Origin of the sequence: Propionicicella superfundia DSM 22317 (genome assembly GCF_000423465.1) — a bacterium.
Lineage (GTDB): Bacteria > Actinomycetota > Actinomycetes > Propionibacteriales > Propionibacteriaceae > Propionicicella > Propionicicella superfundia.
Genome location: NZ_AUIA01000028.1, coordinates 1 through 20570, shown reverse-complemented (window position 1 = coordinate 20570; position 20570 = coordinate 1). Strand labels below are relative to the sequence as shown.

The window sequence follows — 20570 nt, the reverse complement described above, 5'->3', positions numbered from 1 at the left end:
GAGTGCGAAGGGTGTGGTGACCGGGACTCGGATCGGGGGGTTCGTTGCGAGGACCGCGGTTCGGGTGGGGGAGATCGTGGTGCCGGGTGGTTCTCATCTTGTGGCCGGGGCGGTGCGTGTCGTCGATCTGGGTGCGGGTGGGGTGAAGAGTGGGTGGCGGGCGTTGGCCGATGTGGTGAAGCCCGTGACGCGCCCGAATGGTCTGCCCGGTGTGGTGGACACCGCGACCAGGAACGTGTCCCTTCCCGCCCACACCCCGGTGTCCGACGCGATCCGGCTCGACCAACCGAACGGGCCGCGGACCGTGGACACCCCCGGCACCCGCGGGACCGGAACCGAGACACCGATCCGTGTCGAGGGCGAGACGCCGGGTGTGCATCCGGACCGGACAGACAGCACCACACCACACGGGACGTCGGACGGTGCGCAGAGCGGCAGCGTGGTGATGAGCGGTCACGGTGATGCGGCCGGTGGTGCGCACTCGTCCGGTGAGTATGGCGGCGGCACGTCCGAAGGTGGGTACGGGCATTCGGAGTCGGTGAACAGTGATCGCGGGCACGGCGGTGACGTGGATGCGAACGGCGCGAACACGCATCCGGAGAAGGGCACTCCGGCGTGGGCCGTGGGGCCGGACGACCCGATCCCGGACGAACTGGCAGAACTCAGCGGTGATCGGGTTGAGGCCGTAGCCGACGCGCGGGCGGCCTCAACGGAGTTCAGCACACATCTTGATGCGTTCAACGACGCCCTCAGGCAGAAGGAGCTTCCCACGGTCGAACGGGCACAGTTCACCGCAGGAAAACTCCGCAAGGCCGTGAGCGATCTCCAGGACAAACTCGCAGACCATCCTTATCTCATCGACCAGCTTGATGATCTTGTCGACGCCGCCAATGGGCGTCGGGCTGCGATCAAGGCCCAGAGCAGTGTGGGCGAGCGGTTTGGAGAGGTTGCGGGTGAGGTCGTGGCGGAGCGTGATGGACTGGTGTCGGTGGTCGCTGAGGCGCAGCCTGGAACGGGGGCCGTGGACCAAGCGTTCAAGACGGTTGACGGTGATGAACTGGTCATCCAGGAAGTCAAAGGCCCGTCCGCGAAGCTCGGCACCCAGCAGGTTCCGGGTGTCGACGGTGTGAGGGTGACAGCGACGCAAGGCTCTGAGGCGTACCTGCGGGCGATCCTCCGTACGGACACCCGGCTCCGGGACGCGATCCTGACCGATCCGACGCTTCATAAAGGTTTGCTGGATGGTACGACAAGGCTCCGGTATCGGCTGGTGCAACCCGATACTGCCGGAAACGTCAAAGTGACAGAGTTCGTGATCGACCAGGCCAAGCTCGATCTCCAAGGCTGGCTCAGGGCACCATGACACCGGCACCGGTAGACTGGCGAAGTCCGCGATGGGAGGAGCGCTGTGGCTGAGTTCCGGATCGTGACCGAGGATGAACTGCGCCCGGTGCTTGGCACCCTGAACAGCATGGACTGGCCCGTACCGTTTGACATGGTTCCTGAACTGTTCCAACAACTCGGGTGGGAAAAGCAACGCCGAAAAGGCGGAAAGACATCCTTCCCGATCTCGTTTCCGATCGTGTCTGTCGGTGATCTGCAGGGAGAGCTTTCGCGCGTGGAGTTTCGCGTATCAGACACCCTGCCTGGCGCAAGCGTAGAGAATGAGGGGGTCGTGGAGCGCGCATTCCCTGAAGCTGTAAGGGTGGTCTCATCCTGTCTCGGTGTCGAGCCGACAGATACTCCTTGGGTTGATCCCGGAGTTCAGTGGAATCTGGACGGGGGTCGCCAGATCAACCTCATTCAGGGTGAGAAGACCATTGAGTTGCTGTACTGGTCAAAGCGTTTGGCGGACATCGAACGCTACGAGCGTAGTCGTGGTGTTGATCCTGCTCATGACCTTGATGACCGTGAATGATGAGCAGGCCTGGTCTGAGTCAGGTTGCCGTCATAGTCGAGATTGCCGCGGGTGCGCTCGACGGTTCTGAAGGGGATCCCGGGAGATGACCGTGAGGCAGGCGCCGCCGACCAGCGTCCCGCGAACGAGGGGTGAAGACTCGGCTGGGACCGCCCGACGAGCAGGGGATCGCCACACGACCGCGAACTACCGCTACATGAACCGACGCGCCAAGTAGTGGTGAGAACTCATGCGATTGTTCGGCAGGATGATTGGGTGTCCCATGGAAGGAACGCTGTGACCGAGTTCGTGACCGAGGATGTGCCACCGGTGATCGGTAGGCTCGGGGCATGGTGAGCAAGTTCGGGCCGAATGGTGAACAGATGGAACGCTTCATCGAGGCTGCTCAACGAATTCCGTTCGAGCAGGTTGAGTCGATCGCAGCCGCTACAGCTATGCCAGCGGTACGTGACGCGGAGAGTAGCTTGCACGGTGTGCGTCATTCCGCTGCGCGGTACTCGGCGGTCGATTCGGCGGCACGGAAACTCATCAGGCTGTTGCGTCAGAAATACCCGACGCCCACGTCGACGGCTGAACGCATGCCTCTGGGTTACTTCACCAGCCTGTTGACTTCGGCGGTGTTTGCGTTTGCGTCGCGGCCTCAGGTCGATGATGACACGGTGGCGCTTGTTGTTGATCCGTTCACCGAACCGTTGGGTTTTGAGTGGCGGTCGTGGGGCGTGAGCACGGAGTCCGTGAAGAGGGGGGAGGGTCGTGGTTGAGTTCGCGAGGTTCGAGCGTGAGGCTGCGGTGCCGGAGCAGACGCTTGCGTCTTTGGCGAGGTGGCCGGGGTTCCCTGCCGAGATCATCGACTTGTGGCGGACGTGGGGCACCGGGTTCATCGGTGAGGACGGGCACACAGAATCAGAGCAACGCACACTGCACGGCGGTCGGAGATGAGGAGAGTCGAGATATGCGTAGGCGAGTGACGTTTCCGGTGCTGGCGGTTCTCGCCGTTCTCCCCCTGGCGTCGACGGGATGTTCGGAAGCGCGGACGGCACCTCCGGCCGGGACGGTCCAGACTTCGAAGGCCGTCGAGGCCGCGGGGTTCTGCGAGGTGTTGTTGTCGGACACGCAGACCGCGGCGACGGTGTTCGCGGCGCCGATCTGGGTGAGCTCGGGGAGTTCCCAGGTGGATCAGGAGAACATCGCGGCGCGCATTGCACTCCTCGACAAGGTCGGGACGGCGCCGGATGGCCTTGCTGATGATCTTGAGGTGTGGCGGGGCTATCTCCATGCGGTCGCTGCAGCGGAAAGCCCTGCGGAGGTGATCGCGGCGGGCACCGATGAGACCGACTCCGCCGGGGATGCCCTGTCGAAGGTGTACACGCGCACGTGCCTGTGAGATGTCGGCCGTGTGGTCAGGTGCGGAGGAACGGGATACCGGGCCCACGGTAGACCTCGCCACGGCCGGCCTTCACGATTCCCTGGATCGTGACCACGAGATGGGCGACGAGCGCCACGATGAACACCGCGAGCGCGGAGAGTATCGACACGATTCCGAGTGGTGGCAGGCTCTTTGTGGGCTCGGACTCGGCGGCGAAGACGGTTGCCGCGCAGAGAGCGACACCGAGGGCTTGGAGCAGGAGATGGGTGATTGCCCAATTCGCGGCGTTGCATCCGTTCGCAGTCGCCACGACACTGCCGTGTTTGCGTTGCCCGAGTCCGACGGCGATGACCGTGATCGGGGCGACCAGCATCCCGACATAGGGAATGAAGGTCAGGAAGCCCAGGCTCCAGGCGACCGTTCCTGTGCGCGGTGGCACCGGGTACGGGTAGCCGCCGGGCACCACCATCCCGGGCGGCGGTGGATACGGCTGCGGGCCGGGCGCGGCAGGGCCAAGGTACGGCGCGGTCATGTCCGGATGCTGCGGTTGCTCCATGGCCTTGAGGGTATCGACCGACCAGGTCACAGGCCGCGGGCGGGCGGCGGCCGGAGGCGTGGCCACATCCCGTACCGCGTGGCTGCGCGACACGCAGGAGAACACGCCCGCCTGTGGCGGACCTCGGCGACGCAGCACCCAGGGCTCGGGCACGTGCCGGTCAACTCCGACGCGCCCGGCACAGCCGTCTTCGGGCAGAAGAACCGACATGCGCATCCCACTGCCGCAGGTGCACCGTCGCGACAGCCGTTCGAACCGGTGGCGTCGATGCCGGCCGCTTGCTCGTTTGCAGCCCTCGGAGAAGGTGCTCGTTTGTAGCGCCGATGTGCAGGCCGACGGGGCTTCCTCCCTCGCCCCTCCGAGTATGGTGTAGCTGCAATTCGGTAAGAAAAGGAGGGAATTGTGGAAGAGCTTATCGGGATCCATGGCGAAGATATCGATATCATGGATTACAGGACCGTGAGCAAGAACACCGGTGCGGTCACCTATCAGAAGGTTCTCGTTTCCGATGAGGAAACCGGAATGTTCGTGAAGTTGTTCCTTTACCCCAAGGGCACCATCACCGCGACGCACAAGCACAACTGTGCTCACGGCATGTATGTGCTCAAGGGGACGCTGCACACGCACAGGGGCGATTTCGGACCGGGCAGCTTCGTGTGGTTCAAGGAAGGCGAAGTGATGTCCCACGGCGGGCTGGACGAGGACGTGCTGTGCCTGTTCATCACCAACAAGACGTTCGACATCACCTACCTGTGACCGCAGCGATGCGCTCTCGGCCGTCTTCGCCATGGAGACGAAGCCGGCGCGCGAGGCGCTGAAGCCTCGCGGTGCTCCGCGTGACCGAGGCGCGACCTCGGCCACGCGGAGCCGTCGGAGGTCTCGTGAGAGGTGCGCGAAGCCCGGACGGCGTCGCTCGACGGGGCCGTCACGGGCGCCACGGCGCCCGCGCCATCCTAGAGTGTCCTCATGGACGATCCGCTCGATCTGAGCACCGTCGCGGGGCCGAGTCTCACGGGTCGCCTCGAGGCGCTGTTGCGCCGGAACCTCGCCGAAGAGGTGTGGGAGATCAACGAGGCCATTCCCACAGAGCTGGAGATCGCCAAGCGAGCCGGAGTGAGCCGGAACACCGCCCGTGCGGCGATTCAGCGTCTCGTGAACGACGGTCTCCTGGAGCGGATCAAGGGTCACGGGACCTTCGTCACGCCGCCGCGGATTCCCGTGTCGGTCGGTGTGGCGCGCATTCGGGAGACCATTCACCTGGTCATGCCCACGCCGGTCGCGCGCATCGTGCGCGACGAGCATTCGGCGCCGCCCCCCGCGGTCGCCGAGGCGTTCGGCCTGGCAGACGGCGAGAAGCTGTACTACCTGGAACGGGTTCGCTACCAACTGCTGGTCGCGAGTCAGCCGGTCATGTACCACTACGCGTGGCTCCTTCCGGAGCTCGCTCCGTTCGTCGACAAGCGGCGTCTGACACTGGGACGGCTCCAGGATCAACTGCGCGAGAAGTGCGGCCTGTCGCCGATCCGGATCACAGAGAGCCTTTCGGCTCTCGGCGCGAACCCCACGGAAGCCCGTGAACTGGGCGTTCCGCTCGGATCGCCCTTGCTCCTGCTGGAGGAGCGTCGCTTCGACTCGACCGGCAGGCTCTACACCCTGGCGCGGTTCGCGATCGTGCCGCACCTTCTCCAGTTGGAGTTCGAGCACACGCCACCCGCGTCGGAGCGGTGACTCACCAGGGGCTCAGCCGGACCCGGCCGGCATCTGCGAGGAGTGTCTCCCCGCACAGGGCATCCGACAGAGGTGAGCACAGGAACAGCACGGCGCCGCTGACGTCCTCGGGCGTGAGCACCCTGCCTGCGGGCATCTGGGGGGTGTAGTGGCGGGTGAACACCTCGCTCCCGAAGTAGGCCTCCATCATGTCCGTGAGCATCGGGCCCGGCGCGACCGCGTTGAGGGCCACGCCCTCGGCGGCGAACCTGCGGGCCTGGTAGCGCGTCATCGAGTCTGCGGCCCCCTTCGAGGCGTTGTACGCGATCCCGTCGCCGCCACCGGAGAAGGTCCCCGACGTCGTGATGTTGACGATCTTGCCGCTGCGGCGCGTTCTCATGTCCTCGAACGCGGCCTCGTTCAAGGTGTGCGGCGCGAACACGTTCACCGCGAAGACCTGCTCCCAGGTGCCTTTCGTCACGGCCGCGTTGTTGACGAGGACGTCGACGCGCCCGAAACGCGCCACGACCGCCGCGATGAGGTCATGGCATCCCTCGTCCCGACCGAGATCGGCGTGGGCGTAGACCGGTTCTGCGCCGACCGCCGCGATGGCGCGCAGGGTCGGCTCCGCCACGGCTTCTTCCAGGACGTCGGCCACCACGACCTGCGCACCGGCCTCGGCAAGGCGCACGGCGATTGCCCGGCCGAAGCCCCGCGCGGCTCCGGTCACGATGGCGATCTGGTCTGACAGATCGATGCTGACAGTCATGAGACCTTCCTTATGTAGGAACATGCATCCTTGGATGCCTCAGATTCGGACGATATGTGAGGGCTATGCGTCGTTATGGTCGACCTTGACCTCGTATGTACCCTCATACTAACCTGACGTCGTGGCTGCTGCGCAACGTCGCGCAGCCGGTCCTCAGGCTTCAGGGGACCACAGCCTCCCGCCAAAGGAGACCCATGAAGAAGTACGTCGTCGGAGTCGATGTCGGGACGACCGGCACGAAGGCCATCGTGGCCGATCTGACCGGCAGGAACCTCGGCTCCAGCTACCGTGACTATCCGCTCATCCATCCCCGGCCCGACTGGGTCGAACTGTCCGCCGCCAAGCTGCGTGAGCAGGTTGTCACGGTCGTGGGGGAGGCCGTCCACAACTCGGGCGTCGACCCCTCCGAGATCGCATCGCTCTCGTTCTCCGTGCAGCGGTCCACCTTCGCGCTGGTGGACGAGCACGGAGAGGCGCTCGAGGACACGTTCGTCGTGTGGCTGGACCAGCGGGGCGAGGAGGTGCTCGCCGAGATCGGAGACCTCATCGACCCCGACCACCGCGCCCGGATCTCCGGGATGCCCTCCGTGGCGATCTTCGCGATCGTCAAGTACTACTGGCTCAAGAAGAACCGTCCCGATCTGTACCAGCGCGCCGCCTGGTTCGCCTCGGTCGACGGCTACATCATGAAGCAGTTCGGTGTGGACGGATTCTGCAACGAGGTCACCTCCGTGCAGGCGGCGGGGATGATCGACGTTCGCACGATGGACTGGAACGGCGAGATCGTCGACGCGCTCGGCCTCGACCGCGCGAAGTTGCCCCCGCTCGTCAAGCCCGGCGAGGTGGTCGGAACGATCAGCGCCGAGATCCAGCAGCGCACCGGACTGCCCGCGGACGTCCTGATCGTGGCCGGCGCCGGCGACCAGCAGGCGGGTGCTCTCGGCGCGGGGGTCATCTCCGACGGGGACGTCTCGATAACCATGGGCACCGGAGGCTTCGTCATCGTCGGGGTCCGAGACCCGGATTTCGCCGGCTTCAAGGGACTCATGGTGTCCAGCACCCCGAACCTCGGCGTCTTCGAGGTCGAGGGCAACCAGAACTCCGGAGCCACCTGCTACAGGTGGGTCCGCGACATGGTCTTCTCGGCCGAGGGCCAGATCGCTCGGGATCTGGAGATTGATCCGTACACGTTCATGGACGAGTACGTCGGCCGGTCACGCCCGGGCGCCAACGGCGTCCTCTTCTCGGCCGCCCTCTTCGGCACGGGGTACCCGACCTGGAACAACGACGCCAGCGGCGCCTTTCTGGGCCTCAAGCCGACACACACGAGAGGCGATCTGCTGCGTTCGGTCATGGAGGGCGTCACCTTGGAGAGCCGCTTCATGCTCGAAGCGGTGCGCAGCACGGGGACGCGGACGAACCCGCTGTTCACGATCACCGGAGGCGCGACGAGATCACCGATCTGGCGCCAGGTCATCGCCGACGTCATGGGGACGCCCTGCCGGACGCTCGACGTCGAGGACGCCGCCGTCATCGGAGTGGCGGGCCTGGCGGCGATCGGAGCCGGCCTGCTCGAGGACGTCCACGAGGTCGCGGCGCGGATGGTTCACTACAAGGACACGATCGAGCCCGTCCCCGCCAACGTCGCGATCTACGACAGGGCGTTCGCTGCCTACAAGGCCGCCTACCACGCCCTCAACGACTCGGGCGTCTACGCCCTCATCAACGACATCTACCCGAAGGAGTGAAATGGCCATCGATCTCTCTGCCTACTCAAAGGACACCGTCGGCAAGCTGTTCGACCACTCGGTTCTGCCGAAGAACACGACGGAGAAGGACGTTCGCGAAGGGTGCAAGGTCGCGCGGGAATACAACTGCGCGGCGTTCTACACCCCCACGGCCTACTGGCTGGACGTGATGAAGGAGGAACTGGAAGGCTCCGACGTGCTGCTCGGCACGGGCGCGGACTTCCCGTGGGGAATGCAGGATGCCTACATGAAGGCGGTCGAGACGGCTCACCTCGTCGAGCTCGGCGCCCAGTCGGTCGACATCTGCGTGAACGTGTCGGCCGTTCGCGATCATCGGTACGACGTGGTCAAGAAGGAACTGGCGGCGTTCAAGGACGCGGCCGCGGGAGCCAAGCTGACCAAGGCGATCCTGGAGGTCTGCTTCCTGGCCGACGACGAGATCGCGGCGGCCGCGGCGCTGGTCGCCGAGGCGGGCATCGACTACGTCAAGACGTCGTCAGGCCAGTTCGAAGGCCCCTCCATGGAGCAGTTCCTCGTCATGAAGGACGCGGTCAAGGGGTCGGCGACGAAGTGCAAAGTCGCGGGAGTGAAGTTCCCCCGTCCGCAGAACGCCTACGCCTTCATCCTGGCGGGCGCCGAGCTCATCGGCACCCGGGCGACCCCGGCCATCGTGGATGCGTTCGACCAGTTGCGCGGGATCGGGCTCATCCCGTCGCCGGCCGCCTGACCGGAGCCGGCCAGCGAGGTCTGTCGCCCCGGGATGCCGCCCGCATCGGTGTCCCGGGGGACGGCCTCGACGCCCACCGCCTCCGGGCCGGGTCGGCAGTCGAGTCACCCGGCGACCTGCGATGGACAGCGATGGAACTTCGACCGAATCGTGATCCCCATCCGAGATCGGACGAAGAACGCGGTGGTCCAGCGCCGATCGGCGCCGGCGCTGGACCACCTGGCACAGCAGCCACAGTCGTGATCGATGCCGCGACGACTCTCGCGCATCGGTTCGAGATCTGAAAGGAAGAGCCGTGGTCGGACGGAACGACAACATCAAGGCGGTCATCTGGGACCTGGACGGCGTGGTCGTGGACACCATGCCCGACATCGTCAATGCGCTGCGGGTCGCGGCGAGGGCCGTCGGGTACGGCGAGCTCAGCGACGAGCAGACCAGGGGGAAGGTGGGCGGAGGCGCCGTCAAGGCCTTCCAACTGCTGTTCGGGGACGACGGCGCACAGTTCGTCCAACCCGCGGTGGAGCACTTCGCGGAGTACTACCCGAAGCACTGTGCGGACACGTCCCAGTTGTATCCGGGAGTGTCCGAGGTGCTGGCCGGCCTGGGCGGACGGGTGCGCTTCGCGATGGCGACGGCGAAGATCCGGCCGGCGTCGCTCATGCTGCTGGAGACCCTCGGCGTGCGCGACTACTTCGACTACGTCGTCACGGCCGACGACATGCAGCGGATGAAGCCCGATCCGCAGAGCGTGCAGATGATCCTCGAGCGTTTCGGGCTGTCCGGCGACCAGGCGGTGATGATCGGCGACATGAAGACGGACATCCTGGCCGGGCGTGCCGCGGGAGTGCACACCATCGGCGTCACCTACGGCTACGGCACGGCGGCCGATCTGACCGCCGCCGGTGCGGAGGCGCTCGTCGGCGCTCCGTCGGAGCTGATCGACGTCATCAACAGCCTCTGAGGCGTGGTCTCCGCCGCGACTGTCGCAGGCGGCAGCCCTTCCGGCGCCCACCTGGTCGAGCCGATGGCCATGCGGCTCCGCCGGGTGGGCGCACCGCTGACCCGAGCGTGGCGCTCGGGAACCCCCTGGACGCGGGCAACTCGTCCCCGACGATCGTCCGGCGTGCCGCTGAGCGGACGTCGCGACCGGTGGCCCGCCCGTCACACGGGCTCCGAGATCCCTTTGTTACAACCGGCCGCAGTCATGTAACGGCTTGGCGCAGCGGCGTGAAGGACGCGTAAAACCATCCGCCTCCGGCCATCCGTGGCCGGTTCGGTGCCTAGCGTGCTGCCATCACCGGTTCATCGGTGGTTCGTCGAGCACGGACGGCCCGAGACTTCTCGCCGTCGTTGCCCACCACCTCCTGACCATGACAGGTCCGAAGAGAAGGGAGATCCATGTCCATCGACGCCGAGGACAAGACCCTTGCGGTATCGGGGGTCACCTACCAGAAGGCGGACGCCGCCTACTTCGACAAACGCCGGCTCCAGCGGACCGCGGGCTTCTGGGGGCTGTGGGGCATCGGAGTGGCCGCCGTCATCTCCGGCAACTTCTCCGGCTGGAACGGCGGCATCGCGACCGCCGGCTGGGGCGGCTTCCTGGTCGCGACGATCGTCGTCGTCATCATGTACGTGATGATGATCGAGTCCATCTCCGAGATGGCTTCGGCGATGCCCCACACCGGCGGCGCCTACTCGTTCGCGCGCGCGGCGATGGGCCCCTGGGGAGGGTTCGTCACCGGCCTGGCCGAGACCATCGAATACGTGATGACCACGGGAGTGGTGGTCTTCTACTCGTCGCAGTACGCCGACGAGATCGTCCGCCAACTGAGCGGTTTCAGCCTGATCGAACAGGGACTCGGCTGGGTCTGGTGGGTGGTGCTCTACGCCGTCTTCGTGCTGCTCAACGCCTCGGGTGCCAACGCCTCCTTCACGTTCGCGGTGGTGGTGTCGATCATCTCCGTCGGCATTCTCGTCCTGTACGCGGTGCTGGCCCTCGCCACCGGCACCGTCGACTTCGGCGCGCTGTGGGACATCGCCCCCGCCGCCGGAGGCTCGGTGTTCCTCCCCTTCGGGATCGGCGCCGTCTTCTTCGCGATGCCGTTCGCGATGTGGCTCTTCCTCGGCATCGAGGAGTTGCCGCTGGCGGCCGAGGAGGCGCACAACCCCGAACGCGACATCCCGCGGGCGGGTAGGGCAGGCATGCTCACCCTGGTCGTGACGGGCGCGATCGTGCTCTTCCTGAACCCTGCCGTCCTGGGCGCGGAAGCGACCGGCAGCTCGCTGGAACCGCTGCTGGACGCGTTCCGGGCGATCATCCCCGGCAATGTGGCGGCGATCCTGTCCACCTTCGCGCTGATCGGGCTGCTGGCGTCCATCCAAGGCATCATGTTCGGCTACGGGCGCAACATGTACTCGTTGTCGCGGGCGGGCTACTACCCGAAGTTCCTCTCCCTGACCGGCAAGCGGCAGACCCCGTACGTCGCCCTCGTCGTCGGTGCGGTGATCGGATTCGCGGCACTGTTCATCGTCCAGTACGGCGGTGAGGCGGCCGGCGGAGTCGTGCTGAACATCGCCGTCTGGGGTGCGGTGCTGGCCTACCTGCTGCAGATGGTGTCGTACGTGATCCTCCGGTTGAGGCACCCGGAGGCCAGCCGGCCCCACCGGAGCCCGTTCGGACTGGTCGGGGCCGTCATCGCCGGCGTGATCGCGCTGGCGATCTTCGTGGCCGTGCTGCTCAACCCCGCCTACACGCCCGCCATCGTCACCATCATCGTCGTCTACATCCTGGCGCTGGTGCTCTTCGCGGTGCTGGGACGCAACAAGCTGGTGCTCTCACCGGAGGAGGAGTACGCGGTGCTCGGCGGTCTCTCCGACGAGTCGGTGGAGCCCTAGCAGCGGCCGCGGGGTGGCCTCAGGGCAGTTCGGGCGCTCCCGACGTGTCCTTGAGGTCCACCCCGCTGCGGCCCAGCGCCCGCGCACCGGCCACCAGCCGGGCGGCGGTGGCGGCCGCCTCGGCATAGCCCAAGCCGGCGGGCGGATGGATGTTCGAGATGCAGTTCCGTTCGGCGTCGGTGCGTCCGGGCCTCGGCTCGTGGGTCAGGTAGATCCCCAGGCTGTCGGCCACCGACAGACCGGGGCGCTCTCCGATCAGGACGAGCAGCGTGCGTACTCCCATGGCCTCGCCGATCCAGTCGCCGATGGCCACCCGGGCCTGGGTGACCAGGACCGGAGGAGCGAGACGGAACTCATGACCGAGCGCCTTCACCAGTGCGGCCACCTGCGGTACGGCGTGATCCGCGACCGCCCTCGAACTCAGCCCGTCGGCGATCACGAAGCCGACATCCCAGGCACCCGACGGGAGGCCGTCGAGTCCTTCCGGGACGCGCCCGAGATCCGGACGGCGGAGATAGAGCGCGCGATCTGTCGCCCGGCTCCGTAGTTCGATCGGCGTGCCCAGCCCGAGCTCGGTCATGCCGGGCAGCAGGGCTCCGGTGTCCAGCGGGACGTGAACCGCATCCCGCGCCGCCGCGAGCGCCGTGGAGAGTTCGAGGACGGTCGTGGTGGCCATCCCCATCCCGGCGCGGGGCAGCCCGATCCGGGCCTGGGTGGTGGGCCGCAGGGCGGCCCAGGGATCGAGCGGAACGGCCTCGGTCATCCCACGGCTCCGACCAGTTCGCGGAGCCTGGAAGCGCCGAGCTCGGCGCCGAACACCTTCCCGGTCGGGTCGGCCATGCCCTGTGCGACGAGCCAGCCCTCGAACTCGGGGGCGCACCGCAGTCCGAGCACGTTCCGGATGTAGAGGGCATCGTGGTAGGAGAGGCTCTGGTAGCCGAGCATCACATCGTCGGCCCCCGGCACGGTGATCACGAAGTTCACCCCGGCCGCGGCCAGCAGGGTCAGCAACGTGTCCATGTCGTCGAAATCGGCCTCGGCGTGATTCGTGTAGCAGACGTCCACCCCCATCGGCACCCCGAGAAGCTTGCCGCAGAAGTGATCCTCCAGTCCGGCGCGGATGATCTGCTTGCCGTCGTAGAGGTACTCGGGTCCGATGAAGCCCACCACGGTGTTCAGCAGCAGCGGTTCGAACTCGCGTGCCACGCCGTATGCGCGGGCCTCCAGGGTCTGCTGGTCGACCGGACGTCCACCCGTCCCGAGATGGGCGTTGGCGCTGAGCGAGGAGCCCTGCCCGGTCTCGAAGTAGGTGACGTTGTCGCCGACGGTTCCTCGGTGCAGCGAGAGGCCCGCCTCGCGCCCCTCGCGCAGCAGGGCGAGGTCGACGCCGAAGGAGGTGTTCGTGGCCTGGCTGCCTCCGATCGACTGGAACACCAGGTCGACGGGCAACCCCGCCTCGATGAGCCCGATGGTGGTCGTGATGTGGGCCAGCACACTCGACTGCAGGGGGATGTCGTAGGTCTGCCGGACGTCGTCGACGAGCGCGACGAGGTCGGCCGTGACCTGCGGGGAGTCGCCGGCGGGGTTGATCCCCACGACGGCGTCGCCGCAGCCGAGCAGCAGCCCGTCGAGGATCGCGGCCGCGACCCCGCGCAGGTCGTCGGTGGGGTGGTTGGGCTGCAGCCGGGTGGCCATGCGGCCCGGAAGCCCCACGGTGGTGCGGAAACCCGTCGTGACCCGGCATGCCCGGCCGACGGCGATGAGATCCTGGTTGCGCATCAGCTTGCTGGTCGCCGCCACCATCTCGGGCGTCAGCCCGGGCGCGAGCGCGGTCAGCACGTCGCCGGCGCCCGACCGGGCGGCGACCTCCAGCAACCAGTCCCGGAGACCGCCCACGGTGAGGTGGCTCACGGGCGCGAAGGCCTCGGCCGAATGGGTGTCCATGATCAGGCGCGTGACCTCGTCGGTCTCGTACGGGACGACCTCCTCGGAGAGGAAGGTGGACAGCTCCACCTCGGCCAGCGCCCACTGCGCCGCGGCGCGCTCCTCCTCGGATGTCGCGGCGCAGCCCGCCAGCTCGTCCCCGGAGCGCAGCGGTGTCGCCTTGGCCAGCAGGTCGACCAGGGAGTCGAACCGGTAGCTGTGGCCGTTGACGGTCTGGGTCGTGATCATGCCGCTCCTCCTGACTGATATCAGGTCTAGCGGGAGTTTGTTAGAGGTGGATTACCGCTCGGTTTCACCGCCACGAAGACCCACCGAGTCCCCGCCGGAGCCTCGCCGGCTGCGCGGGCGTCGTCACTCGTAGCGAAGCGAGTCGACCGGATCGGCCCTCGCCGCGCGGGCGGCCGGGAGCGTCCCCGCGACGAACGCGATGACCATGATGAGCAGGACGATGCCTGCGATGGACGCTGGATCGAACGCGATGAGCGTCAGACCCGGAAGGTCGGCGAGAAGGGACGCGGAGAGCACCGAGCTGAGGGCGGTGCCGGCGGCCATCGCGAGGACGACCCCCAGGACGCTGCCGAGAAGCCCGATGAAGGTCGCCTCCAGGCTGAAGAGGGCGAACACGCGTCCGCTGCCCATGCCCATCGCCTTCATGAGGCCGATCTCGCGGGTGCGCTCCTGCACGGACATGAACAACGTGTTCACGATCCCGATCGCGGCCGCCAGCAACGCGATGATCGCGAATCCGTTGAGCACCAGGACGATGCCGTCGATCACGGTCGTCACCATGCCCAGTTGGTCGGCGATGGTCGTGCCGGTGAATCCGGCCTCGGCGAGACGCTCCTGCAGCGCATCGATCTCGGTCTCGGTGGCGTCGGCGCCGAACCAGACGCTCGCCTGCGCGTAGCGATTCGCCTCGTCCTCGGGGATGCCCGTGGACTGGGCTGCGAAGAGCGCGTCGGTGAGCGACTGGTTGGTGAGGATGCTCGACCCCGTGGGCGAGGCCAGCGCCTCCTCGGTGACCCCGACGACCGTCGCCTCGATCACGTGCTGCGTCCGGACGGCGTCGGTGATCCCGATGGAGATCCGCTGCCCGATCGCAGCGGTGTCGCTGTCGAACCCCAGCGGTTCGACATAGGCCTGGGGGAGCGCGACCTGGAACTCCGCGTCGGTGTCCGCGGGCTCCTGCCCGGCGGCGAGGAGAGTCGTCTGGCCCGCGACGAGACTGCCGACGCTCGCGACATACCGGGTGCCGCCGTCGAACTGTACGAAGTCCGGGGTGATGCTGCGTTGCGCCTCGACCCGGACCACACCGTCGATGTCCTGGATGGTCCGGATGTCGTCCGGGGTCAGCGCCGTCACCGTCATCCCCGGGATACCTGCGTCGACGGCGTCCGGGTCGTACTCGGCCGGTTCGGAGCTGCCGGCCAGAGGGGTGTCGCCGTCTCCGTTGGTCTTCGTCACGGTCATCGCGTCGGACGCCCCGACACCGCTGACCGTGTCGTCGATGTACGCGTTGATACCGGTGCCGAGCCCGCTCGTGATGCTCAAGGTGAAGGCGCCGATGAAGATCGACAGGATCGTCAGGAGCGTGCGGGTCTTGGAGCGGAAGGCGTTGGAGATCGCCGACGCGACGAGGTCGGGGGCCTTCATGCGGCCACCCCGGCATCCTCGAGCAGGAGCCCGTCGCGGATGCGCAGGCGCCGGTCGCAGCGCGCGGCCAGGTCGTCGTCGTGGGTGACGACGATGAGGGTGATCCCGTTCTCCCGGTTGAGGCCGAGCAGGATGTCCTCCACGGCGGCGCCGGTCTTGGAGTCCAGGTTGCCGGTGGGCTCGTCGGCGAAGATGATCCGCGGGTTGTTGACCAGCGCGCGGGCGATCGCGACGCGCTGCTTCTGGCCCCCGGAGAGGTTCACGGCCTTGTTCTTCGTCTTGTCGAGCAGTTCGAGCTGCTCCAGCGTGGCGAGGCCGCGCCGACGGCGCTCGGCGGTGCCGACGCCGGCGATCTTCAGCGGCAGGGTCACATTGTCCAGCACCGATGCGTTGGGCGTGAGGAAGAACTGCTGGAACACGAACCCGAAGGTCTCATTCCGGGTGCGGTTCAGGCGGCGTCCCTGCAGAGTGCTCGTGTCGACTCCCTCCAGCAGGATCGTGCCCGACGTGGGAGCGTCCAGGAGCGCGAGGACATGCATGAGGGTCGACTTGCCCGATCCGCTCTTGCCGAGGATCGCGATGCTCTCGCCGTCGTGGATGTCGAAGCTCACCCCCTTCAGCGCCTCGAATCTGCCGTGTCCTCGGCCGTACGTCTTGTGGACGTCGACGGATCGGATGATCGGGTCCCTCACGAATGCTCCTCCATGCCCGTTCCGGGTTCGGCTTCTTCCTTTCCACTTTCCCGGGAAGGACCTCTTCGCGCGTCACCCCGAGGCGTACACCTGGATACCGCGGTCGCGGTATGCACAGATCCCGCGACAGGGTGAGCCGCCCGCGCGACCGTCCGGGCAGACTGGGAGAGTGAGCGGAGGACAGACCGGACACGGCGACGCGGCCGAGGCGTTGCATCGTCCGCACTCGATCCTGCCGGCATGGCTCGGCGACGTGGTCGCGGCGGTCCTCATCGTGTCGGCGGCGTTCGTGCCGTTTCCCGGCGACGAACTGCGCCCGGGACGATGGGAGGCCACGGTCCTGGTGATCGCGCCCGCCGCCGTGCTGCCGCTGCGGCGACGCCGGCCGGTCCCGGTGCTGGCCGCCTGTCTCGTCCTCTACGGGTCGAGTTCCCTGGCCGGGACGCTGTCGCCCGGGGCGGCGCTCGCGGTTGCGATCGCGATGTTCGGCGTCGCGAACCGTTCCACACGGCGCGCGACGGTGATCATCGGCGGAGTGGCCGTGACGGTGGTGTTCCTGCTGAGCATGCCGGCCGCGCTCGGGAACCTGCTCGACCCGCGGGCGTTCCAGTTCGTCCTCGCCGTCGCGTTCGCCGCCGCGGCGGGGGACGGGGCCAGGTCGCGACGCGCCTATGTGGAAGCCATCACCGAACGCGCGGAACGCGCAGAACGCACCCGGGAGTCCGAGGCCAGGCGGCGCGTCACCGAGGAGCGGCTGCGTATCGCACGCGACCTGCACGACACCGTCGCGCACCAGATCGCCGTCATCAGCCTCAACGCGGGTGTCGCCTCATCCGCGCTGGACAGCAATCCGGACCGGGCGCGCGCGGCGCTCGGGACGATCCGGCAGGCGGCACGAACCGTGCTCGGCGAGATCGGCGACCTGCTCAGCATGCTTCGTGCCGACGACCCGCAGACCGCCGCCGTTCCGCAGTACGGCCTTGAGCATGTCGACACGCTGCTTGAGCAGTTCCGCGCGTCGGGGCTCGACGTGCGCATGCGCGTCGAGGGCGACCTCGGCCAGGTCACCGGCACCGTGGGACACGTGGCGTACCGGACGATCCAGGAGGCGCTGACGAACGCGCACAAGCATGGCGCGGGGCATCAGGCGCACCTGTTGCTCTGCGTCGCCGGCGACACGGTGCGCATCGTCGTCAGCAACCCCGTCGCCGACGGGGGCGCCACGGCCGAGCACACTGCCCGCCCCGGCGCATCCGGTGCCGGGGTGGGGCTCGTCGGCCTGCGCGAACGTATCGCATCGGTCAGGGGAACCGTGCAGGCCGGCAGCGCGCCGGGCGGCTGGAAGGTGGCGGCGACGATCCCGCTGTCGAAGGAGAGACGATGACCCGGGTGCTCATCGTCGACGACCAGTCGCTCATCCGGCAGGCTGTCGCCGACATCCTCACAGACCAGGGCATCGTCGTCGCGGGCCAGGCCGTCGACGGCGCCGACGCGGTCCGGCAGGCCCGTGGACTCCGGCCCGACGTGGTCGTGATGGACATCCGGATGCCCGACATGGACGGCATCGAGGCGACGACGCTGATCTGCGCCGACGAGGAGCTCGCCGATACGCGCGTGCTGATCCTGACGACGTTCGAAGAGGACGAATACGTCTTCGCCGCGCTCCGGGCCGGAGCCAGCGGCTTCATCGGGAAGGGCTCGGAGCCGGAGGAGATCACGCGCGCCGTCCGCGCCGTCCATGCCGGGGACGCCCTTCTCTCACCGGCCGCGACCCGCAGCGTGATCACCCGCTATGTCGGCATGCCCGCGCAGCGGGACCTCCAGGCGATTCCCGAACTCACCGGGCTCACCGAACGGGAGACAGAGGTGCTCGTCCTGGTGGGGAGGGGACACTCGAACCAGGAGATCGCAGACGAACTGGTCATCTCGCCCCACACCGCCAAGACACATGTCAACCGCGTCATGGCCAAGCTCCACGCGCACGACCGCGCCCAGTTGGTGATCGTCGCCTACGAGTCGGGGCTCCTCGTCCCCGGCGGCTGAACCGTCCGTACCGCGCCCGCGGTAGGCAAGATGCCGCGGCTGGGGGACGCGCGGCCCGACCCGGCGGACAAGCATGGAGCCGTGACCCAATCCCTCGTTCCTCTTGCCGCCGAACCGGTCCCGCAGCGCGGCGGCCGCCACATCCTGCCGGTCTTCGCCGGCCTTCTCGTGGCGATGCTGCTCGGCTCGCTCGACCAGACCGTCTTCTCCACCGCGCTCCCGACCATTGTGGGCGAACTCGGCGGGGTGAACCACATGCTGTGGGTGACGACGGCCTACCTGGTCGCCTCGACGATCATGATGCCGATCTACGGCAAGCTGGGGGATCTGATCGGACGCAAGGGCCTGATCATCGGTGCGCTGACGATCTTCCTGGCCGGATCGGTCATCGGAGGCCTGGCGTCGAGCATGACCTGGCTGATCGTCGCCCGCGCCGTCCAGGGGATCGGCGGCGGCGGGCTGATGATCCTCTCGCAGGCGATCATCGCCGACGTGGTGCCCGTCCGGGAGCGCTCGAAGTACATGGGCGTCATGGGAGCCGTCTTCGGCCTGTCCGCGGTCGCCGGGCCGCTGCTGGGCGGCTGGTTCACCGAGAGCGCCCATTGGCGGTGGGCGTTCTGGATCAACCTCCCGCTCGGCGTCGCGGCCATCGCGCTGGCGGCGTTCTTCCTCAGGCTCCCGCGGCACGACGCCAGGATCCGCTTCGATCTGTGGGGTGTGATCACGATGGCGATCGCGGTCACGGCCATCATCCTGATCGCCTCGTGGGGCGGCACCGAGTACGAGTGGGGTTCCCCGGTCATCCTCTCGCTCATCCTCGTCGCGACGGTCTTCAGCACCCTGTTCGTGATCGCCGAACACAGGGCGTCCGAGCCCGTCATCCCTCTGGCGCTGTTCAAGAGCCGCAACTTCGTGCTCGCCACCATCGCCGGTCTGTTCATCGGCATCTCCATGTTCGGGGCGCTCTCCTATCTGCCCACCTACCTCCAGATGGTCACCGGCGTGAACGCCACCGTGTCGGGGCTGATGCTCCTGCCCATGATCGCGGGTCTCATGCTCGGCGCGGTCACCACCGGTCAGCTCGCGACCACGACCGGGCGCTACAAGTGGATGCCGATCGCCAGCATGATCGGCCTCGGCCTCGGCCTGTGGCTGCTCTCCACCTTGAGGGTCGATACGCCGCTGTGGGTGCTCCTCAGCTACCTCTTCGTCCTCGGCGTCGGCGTCGGGCTGGGCATGCAGATCCTCGTACTCGTCGTGCAGAACTCCTTCCCCGACAGCCAGGTCGGTACAGCGACGGCGGCCAACAACTTCTTCCGCGAGATCGGGGCGTCGCTCGGCGGGGCCATCGTCGGCGCGCTGTTCACGTCGCGTCTCACGGACCTGGTCACCGAGCGGCTGCCGGCGGGCGGTGCCACCGCCGTCGACCTCAACTCCCTGACACCGGCAGCCGTGCGCGCGCTGCCCGAGGCGATCCGAGACGTCATCGTCGGCGCCTACAACGACGCGCTCACGCCCGTGTTCGTCAGCCTTCTCCCCATGGTCGTGGCCGGGCTGGTGTTCGTGGTGCTCATCAAGGAGGTGCCATTGCGCTCGGGCCTGGAGACCTCCTGACCCCGCGCGGTCACACCGTCGGACAGCGTGGAGGGTTGATGTTGGACTACCAACACCAACCCTCCACGCAGGCGTGTCCGCCGCCAACATCCGTGCATCCGGCCGACGGGCCGCCACGCGGGGCGATGCCGGGTGGGACGATCGAACCGTCCTGCGACGCGACATCCCGATGACCGTCGCACGAGACGGTCGCCGTCACCGCGGTCGGCGACGCAACACAGTGGACAAGGAGTCTTTCATGCCTGATTTCGCGAGGTTGACGAAGCGTGAGTTGGGGAAGTGTTTTGATTACGCGATTTTGCGGAAGGACATCACGGAGGCGGAGATCCGGGCGGAGTGCAAGACGGCGGTGGCGTATAACTGCATGGCGTTTTGTTTCGGGTCGTCGTATTGGACGCCGGTGGTGGCTGAGGAGTTGGCGGGGACGGGTGTGTTGGTGGGGGCTGGTGTGGGGTTCCCGTTCGGGAATCAGTCGAGTGCGGTGAAGTGTCGGGAGGTGGAGGAGGCCGTCGGGTGGGGGGCGACGGTGTTGGACAACACGATGAATCTGCATGATCTGAAGGATCGGAAGTACGACAAGATCCTGGCGGAGTTCCGGGAGTATGTGGATGCGGCGCAGGGTGTGATGACGAAGATGATCATCGATACGGCGTTCTTGTCGGTGGAGGAGGTTGCGACGGCGTGTCGGTTGATCGCGGAGGCGGGGATCGATTGGGCGAAGTCGGCGACGGGTCAGTTCGAGGCGCCGACGTTGGAGCAGGTGTTGGTGATGGTGGACACGTTGGCGGGGTCGGGTACGCGGGTGAAGGTGTCGGGGATCAAGGCGCCGCATGCGCAGAATGCGTATGTGTTCTTGATGGCGGGGGCTGAGTTGATCGGGACGCGTGCGGCGCCGGCGGTGATCGATCAGCTCGATACGTTCCGCCGGATCGGCGTCG

The 20570-nt window shown here is 67.2% G+C and carries 20 protein-coding genes; 14 read left to right on the top strand and 6 right to left on the bottom strand.

The window, feature by feature from the left end:
* From G555_RS0104915 to G555_RS0104900, 4 genes are all read left to right on the top strand, one after another.
* Positions 1–1363 (top strand): hypothetical protein (locus tag G555_RS0104915; protein WP_211223178.1); only part of this gene is annotated, 1363 nt, incomplete at its 5' end.
* Between the two features lie 45 nt (positions 1364–1408).
* Positions 1409–1918: a DUF6301 family protein gene (locus tag G555_RS22180; protein WP_156887442.1), complete on the top strand. Its 510-nt coding sequence runs from the start codon at positions 1409–1411 to the stop codon at positions 1916–1918.
* Positions 1919–2247: 329 nt separating this feature from the next.
* Positions 2248–2679 carry a hypothetical protein gene (locus G555_RS0104910; protein ID WP_028708012.1) on the top strand — a complete coding sequence of 144 codons (432 nt, stop codon included), beginning with the start codon at positions 2248–2250 and terminating at the stop codon, positions 2677–2679.
* Positions 2680–2870: 191 nt separating this feature from the next.
* Positions 2871–3302, top strand: coding sequence for a hypothetical protein (locus tag G555_RS0104900; RefSeq protein ID WP_156887441.1), 432 nt, complete (start codon positions 2871–2873; stop codon positions 3300–3302).
* A 16-nt stretch (positions 3303–3318) separates the two neighbouring features.
* Here G555_RS0104900 and G555_RS0104895 read toward each other — a convergent pair whose 3' ends face one another.
* On the bottom strand, positions 3319–3840 hold the full coding sequence (locus tag G555_RS0104895) for a magnetosome magnetite crystal formation protein family (protein ID WP_156887440.1): 522 nt from the start codon (positions 3838–3840) through the stop codon (positions 3319–3321).
* Positions 3841–4242: 402 nt separating this feature from the next.
* Between G555_RS0104895 and G555_RS18030 the strand changes: the two genes are divergently transcribed.
* Both G555_RS18030 and G555_RS21085 read left to right on the top strand, forming a co-directional pair.
* Positions 4243–4596, top strand: a complete 354-nt coding sequence (locus G555_RS18030; protein WP_211223177.1) for a cupin domain-containing protein — start codon at positions 4243–4245, stop codon at positions 4594–4596.
* A 210-nt stretch (positions 4597–4806) separates the two neighbouring features.
* On the top strand, positions 4807–5568 hold the full coding sequence (locus tag G555_RS21085) for a GntR family transcriptional regulator (protein WP_028708008.1): 762 nt from the start codon (positions 4807–4809) through the stop codon (positions 5566–5568).
* Position 5569: 1 nt separating this feature from the next.
* Here the strand turns inward: G555_RS21085 and G555_RS0104880 are convergent, their stop codons facing one another.
* Positions 5570–6316, bottom strand: a complete 747-nt coding sequence (locus tag G555_RS0104880) for an SDR family NAD(P)-dependent oxidoreductase (RefSeq protein WP_028708007.1) — start codon at positions 6314–6316, stop codon at positions 5570–5572.
* A 194-nt stretch (positions 6317–6510) separates the two neighbouring features.
* On the opposite strand from G555_RS0104880, the gene G555_RS0104875 reads away from it, so the two are divergent.
* The 4 genes from G555_RS0104875 (at position 6511) to G555_RS0104860 (ending at position 11686) form a co-directional block, all read left to right on the top strand.
* Positions 6511–8064, top strand: coding sequence for an FGGY-family carbohydrate kinase (locus G555_RS0104875; protein ID WP_028708006.1), 1554 nt, complete (start codon positions 6511–6513; stop codon positions 8062–8064).
* A 1-nt stretch (position 8065) separates the two neighbouring features.
* On the top strand, positions 8066–8791 hold the full coding sequence (gene deoC / locus G555_RS0104870; RefSeq protein ID WP_028708005.1) for a deoxyribose-phosphate aldolase: 726 nt from the start codon (positions 8066–8068) through the stop codon (positions 8789–8791).
* 295 nt (positions 8792–9086) lie between these two features.
* The gene (locus G555_RS18020; protein ID WP_051208458.1) at positions 9087–9752 is read left to right on the top strand and encodes an HAD family hydrolase; all 666 of its coding nucleotides are present in this window, start codon (positions 9087–9089) and stop codon (positions 9750–9752) included.
* A gap of 437 nt (positions 9753–10189) precedes the next feature.
* Positions 10190–11686: an amino acid permease gene (locus tag G555_RS0104860; protein WP_028708004.1), complete on the top strand. Its 1497-nt coding sequence runs from the start codon at positions 10190–10192 to the stop codon at positions 11684–11686.
* A 19-nt stretch (positions 11687–11705) separates the two neighbouring features.
* Here the strand turns inward: G555_RS0104860 and eutC are convergent, their stop codons facing one another.
* The 4 genes from eutC to G555_RS0104840 form a co-directional block, all read right to left on the bottom strand.
* Entirely contained in the window at positions 11706–12449 is a 744-nt protein-coding gene (eutC, locus tag G555_RS0104855; protein ID WP_028708003.1) for an ethanolamine ammonia-lyase subunit EutC, read from the bottom strand.
* Entirely contained in the window at positions 12446–13858 is a 1413-nt protein-coding gene (locus tag G555_RS0104850) for an ethanolamine ammonia-lyase subunit EutB (protein ID WP_028708002.1), read from the bottom strand. Before G555_RS0104850 ends, eutC begins: the two co-directional genes overlap by 4 nt.
* A gap of 123 nt (positions 13859–13981) precedes the next feature.
* On the bottom strand, positions 13982–15283 hold the full coding sequence (locus G555_RS0104845) for an ABC transporter permease (protein WP_028708001.1): 1302 nt from the start codon (positions 15281–15283) through the stop codon (positions 13982–13984).
* Positions 15280–15975, bottom strand: coding sequence for an ABC transporter ATP-binding protein (locus G555_RS0104840; RefSeq protein ID WP_028708000.1), 696 nt, complete (start codon positions 15973–15975; stop codon positions 15280–15282). The genes G555_RS0104845 and G555_RS0104840 overlap by 4 nt, the downstream gene beginning before the upstream one ends.
* 169 nt (positions 15976–16144) lie before the next feature.
* On the opposite strand from G555_RS0104840, the gene G555_RS0104835 reads away from it, so the two are divergent.
* The 4 genes from G555_RS0104835 to deoC (G555_RS0104820) all read left to right on the top strand — a co-directional run.
* Entirely contained in the window at positions 16145–17359 is a 1215-nt protein-coding gene (locus G555_RS0104835) for a sensor histidine kinase (protein ID WP_051208457.1), read from the top strand.
* Complete coding sequence (locus G555_RS0104830; protein WP_028707998.1) at positions 17356–18018, top strand: response regulator transcription factor; 663 nt, start codon at positions 17356–17358, stop codon at positions 18016–18018. Before G555_RS0104835 ends, G555_RS0104830 begins: the two co-directional genes overlap by 4 nt.
* An 81-nt stretch (positions 18019–18099) precedes the next feature.
* Positions 18100–19632 carry an MDR family MFS transporter gene (locus G555_RS18015; RefSeq protein WP_051208460.1) on the top strand — a complete coding sequence of 511 codons (1533 nt, stop codon included), beginning with the start codon at positions 18100–18102 and terminating at the stop codon, positions 19630–19632.
* 238 nt (positions 19633–19870) lie between these two features.
* The coding region (gene deoC / locus G555_RS0104820) for a deoxyribose-phosphate aldolase (protein ID WP_028707716.1) at positions 19871–20570 on the top strand (700 nt) is incomplete at its 3' end.

Bases quoted from the DNA above. Each gene is read 5' to 3' on its own strand.
- G555_RS0104910 (WP_028708012.1), top strand. From the start codon at position 2,248: ATGGTGAGCAAGTTCGGGCCGAATGGTGAACAGATGGAACGCTTCATC.
- G555_RS0104900 (WP_156887441.1), top strand. From the start codon at position 2,871: ATGCGTAGGCGAGTGACGTTTCCGGTGCTGGCGGTTCTCGCCGTTCTC.
- G555_RS0104895 (WP_156887440.1), bottom strand. From the start codon at position 3,840: ATGGAGCAACCGCAGCATCCGGACATGACCGCGCCGTACCTTGGCCCT.
- G555_RS21085 (WP_028708008.1), top strand. From the start codon at position 4,807: ATGGACGATCCGCTCGATCTGAGCACCGTCGCGGGGCCGAGTCTCACG.
- G555_RS0104880 (WP_028708007.1), bottom strand. From the start codon at position 6,316: ATGACTGTCAGCATCGATCTGTCAGACCAGATCGCCATCGTGACCGGA.
- G555_RS0104875 (WP_028708006.1), top strand. From the start codon at position 6,511: ATGAAGAAGTACGTCGTCGGAGTCGATGTCGGGACGACCGGCACGAAG.
- deoC (WP_028708005.1), top strand. From the start codon at position 8,066: ATGGCCATCGATCTCTCTGCCTACTCAAAGGACACCGTCGGCAAGCTG.
- G555_RS0104860 (WP_028708004.1), top strand. From the start codon at position 10,190: ATGTCCATCGACGCCGAGGACAAGACCCTTGCGGTATCGGGGGTCACC.
- eutC (WP_028708003.1), bottom strand. From the start codon at position 12,449: ATGACCGAGGCCGTTCCGCTCGATCCCTGGGCCGCCCTGCGGCCCACC.
- G555_RS0104850 (WP_028708002.1), bottom strand. From the start codon at position 13,858: ATGATCACGACCCAGACCGTCAACGGCCACAGCTACCGGTTCGACTCC.
- G555_RS0104845 (WP_028708001.1), bottom strand. From the start codon at position 15,283: ATGAAGGCCCCCGACCTCGTCGCGTCGGCGATCTCCAACGCCTTCCGC.
- G555_RS0104830 (WP_028707998.1), top strand. From the start codon at position 17,356: ATGACCCGGGTGCTCATCGTCGACGACCAGTCGCTCATCCGGCAGGCT.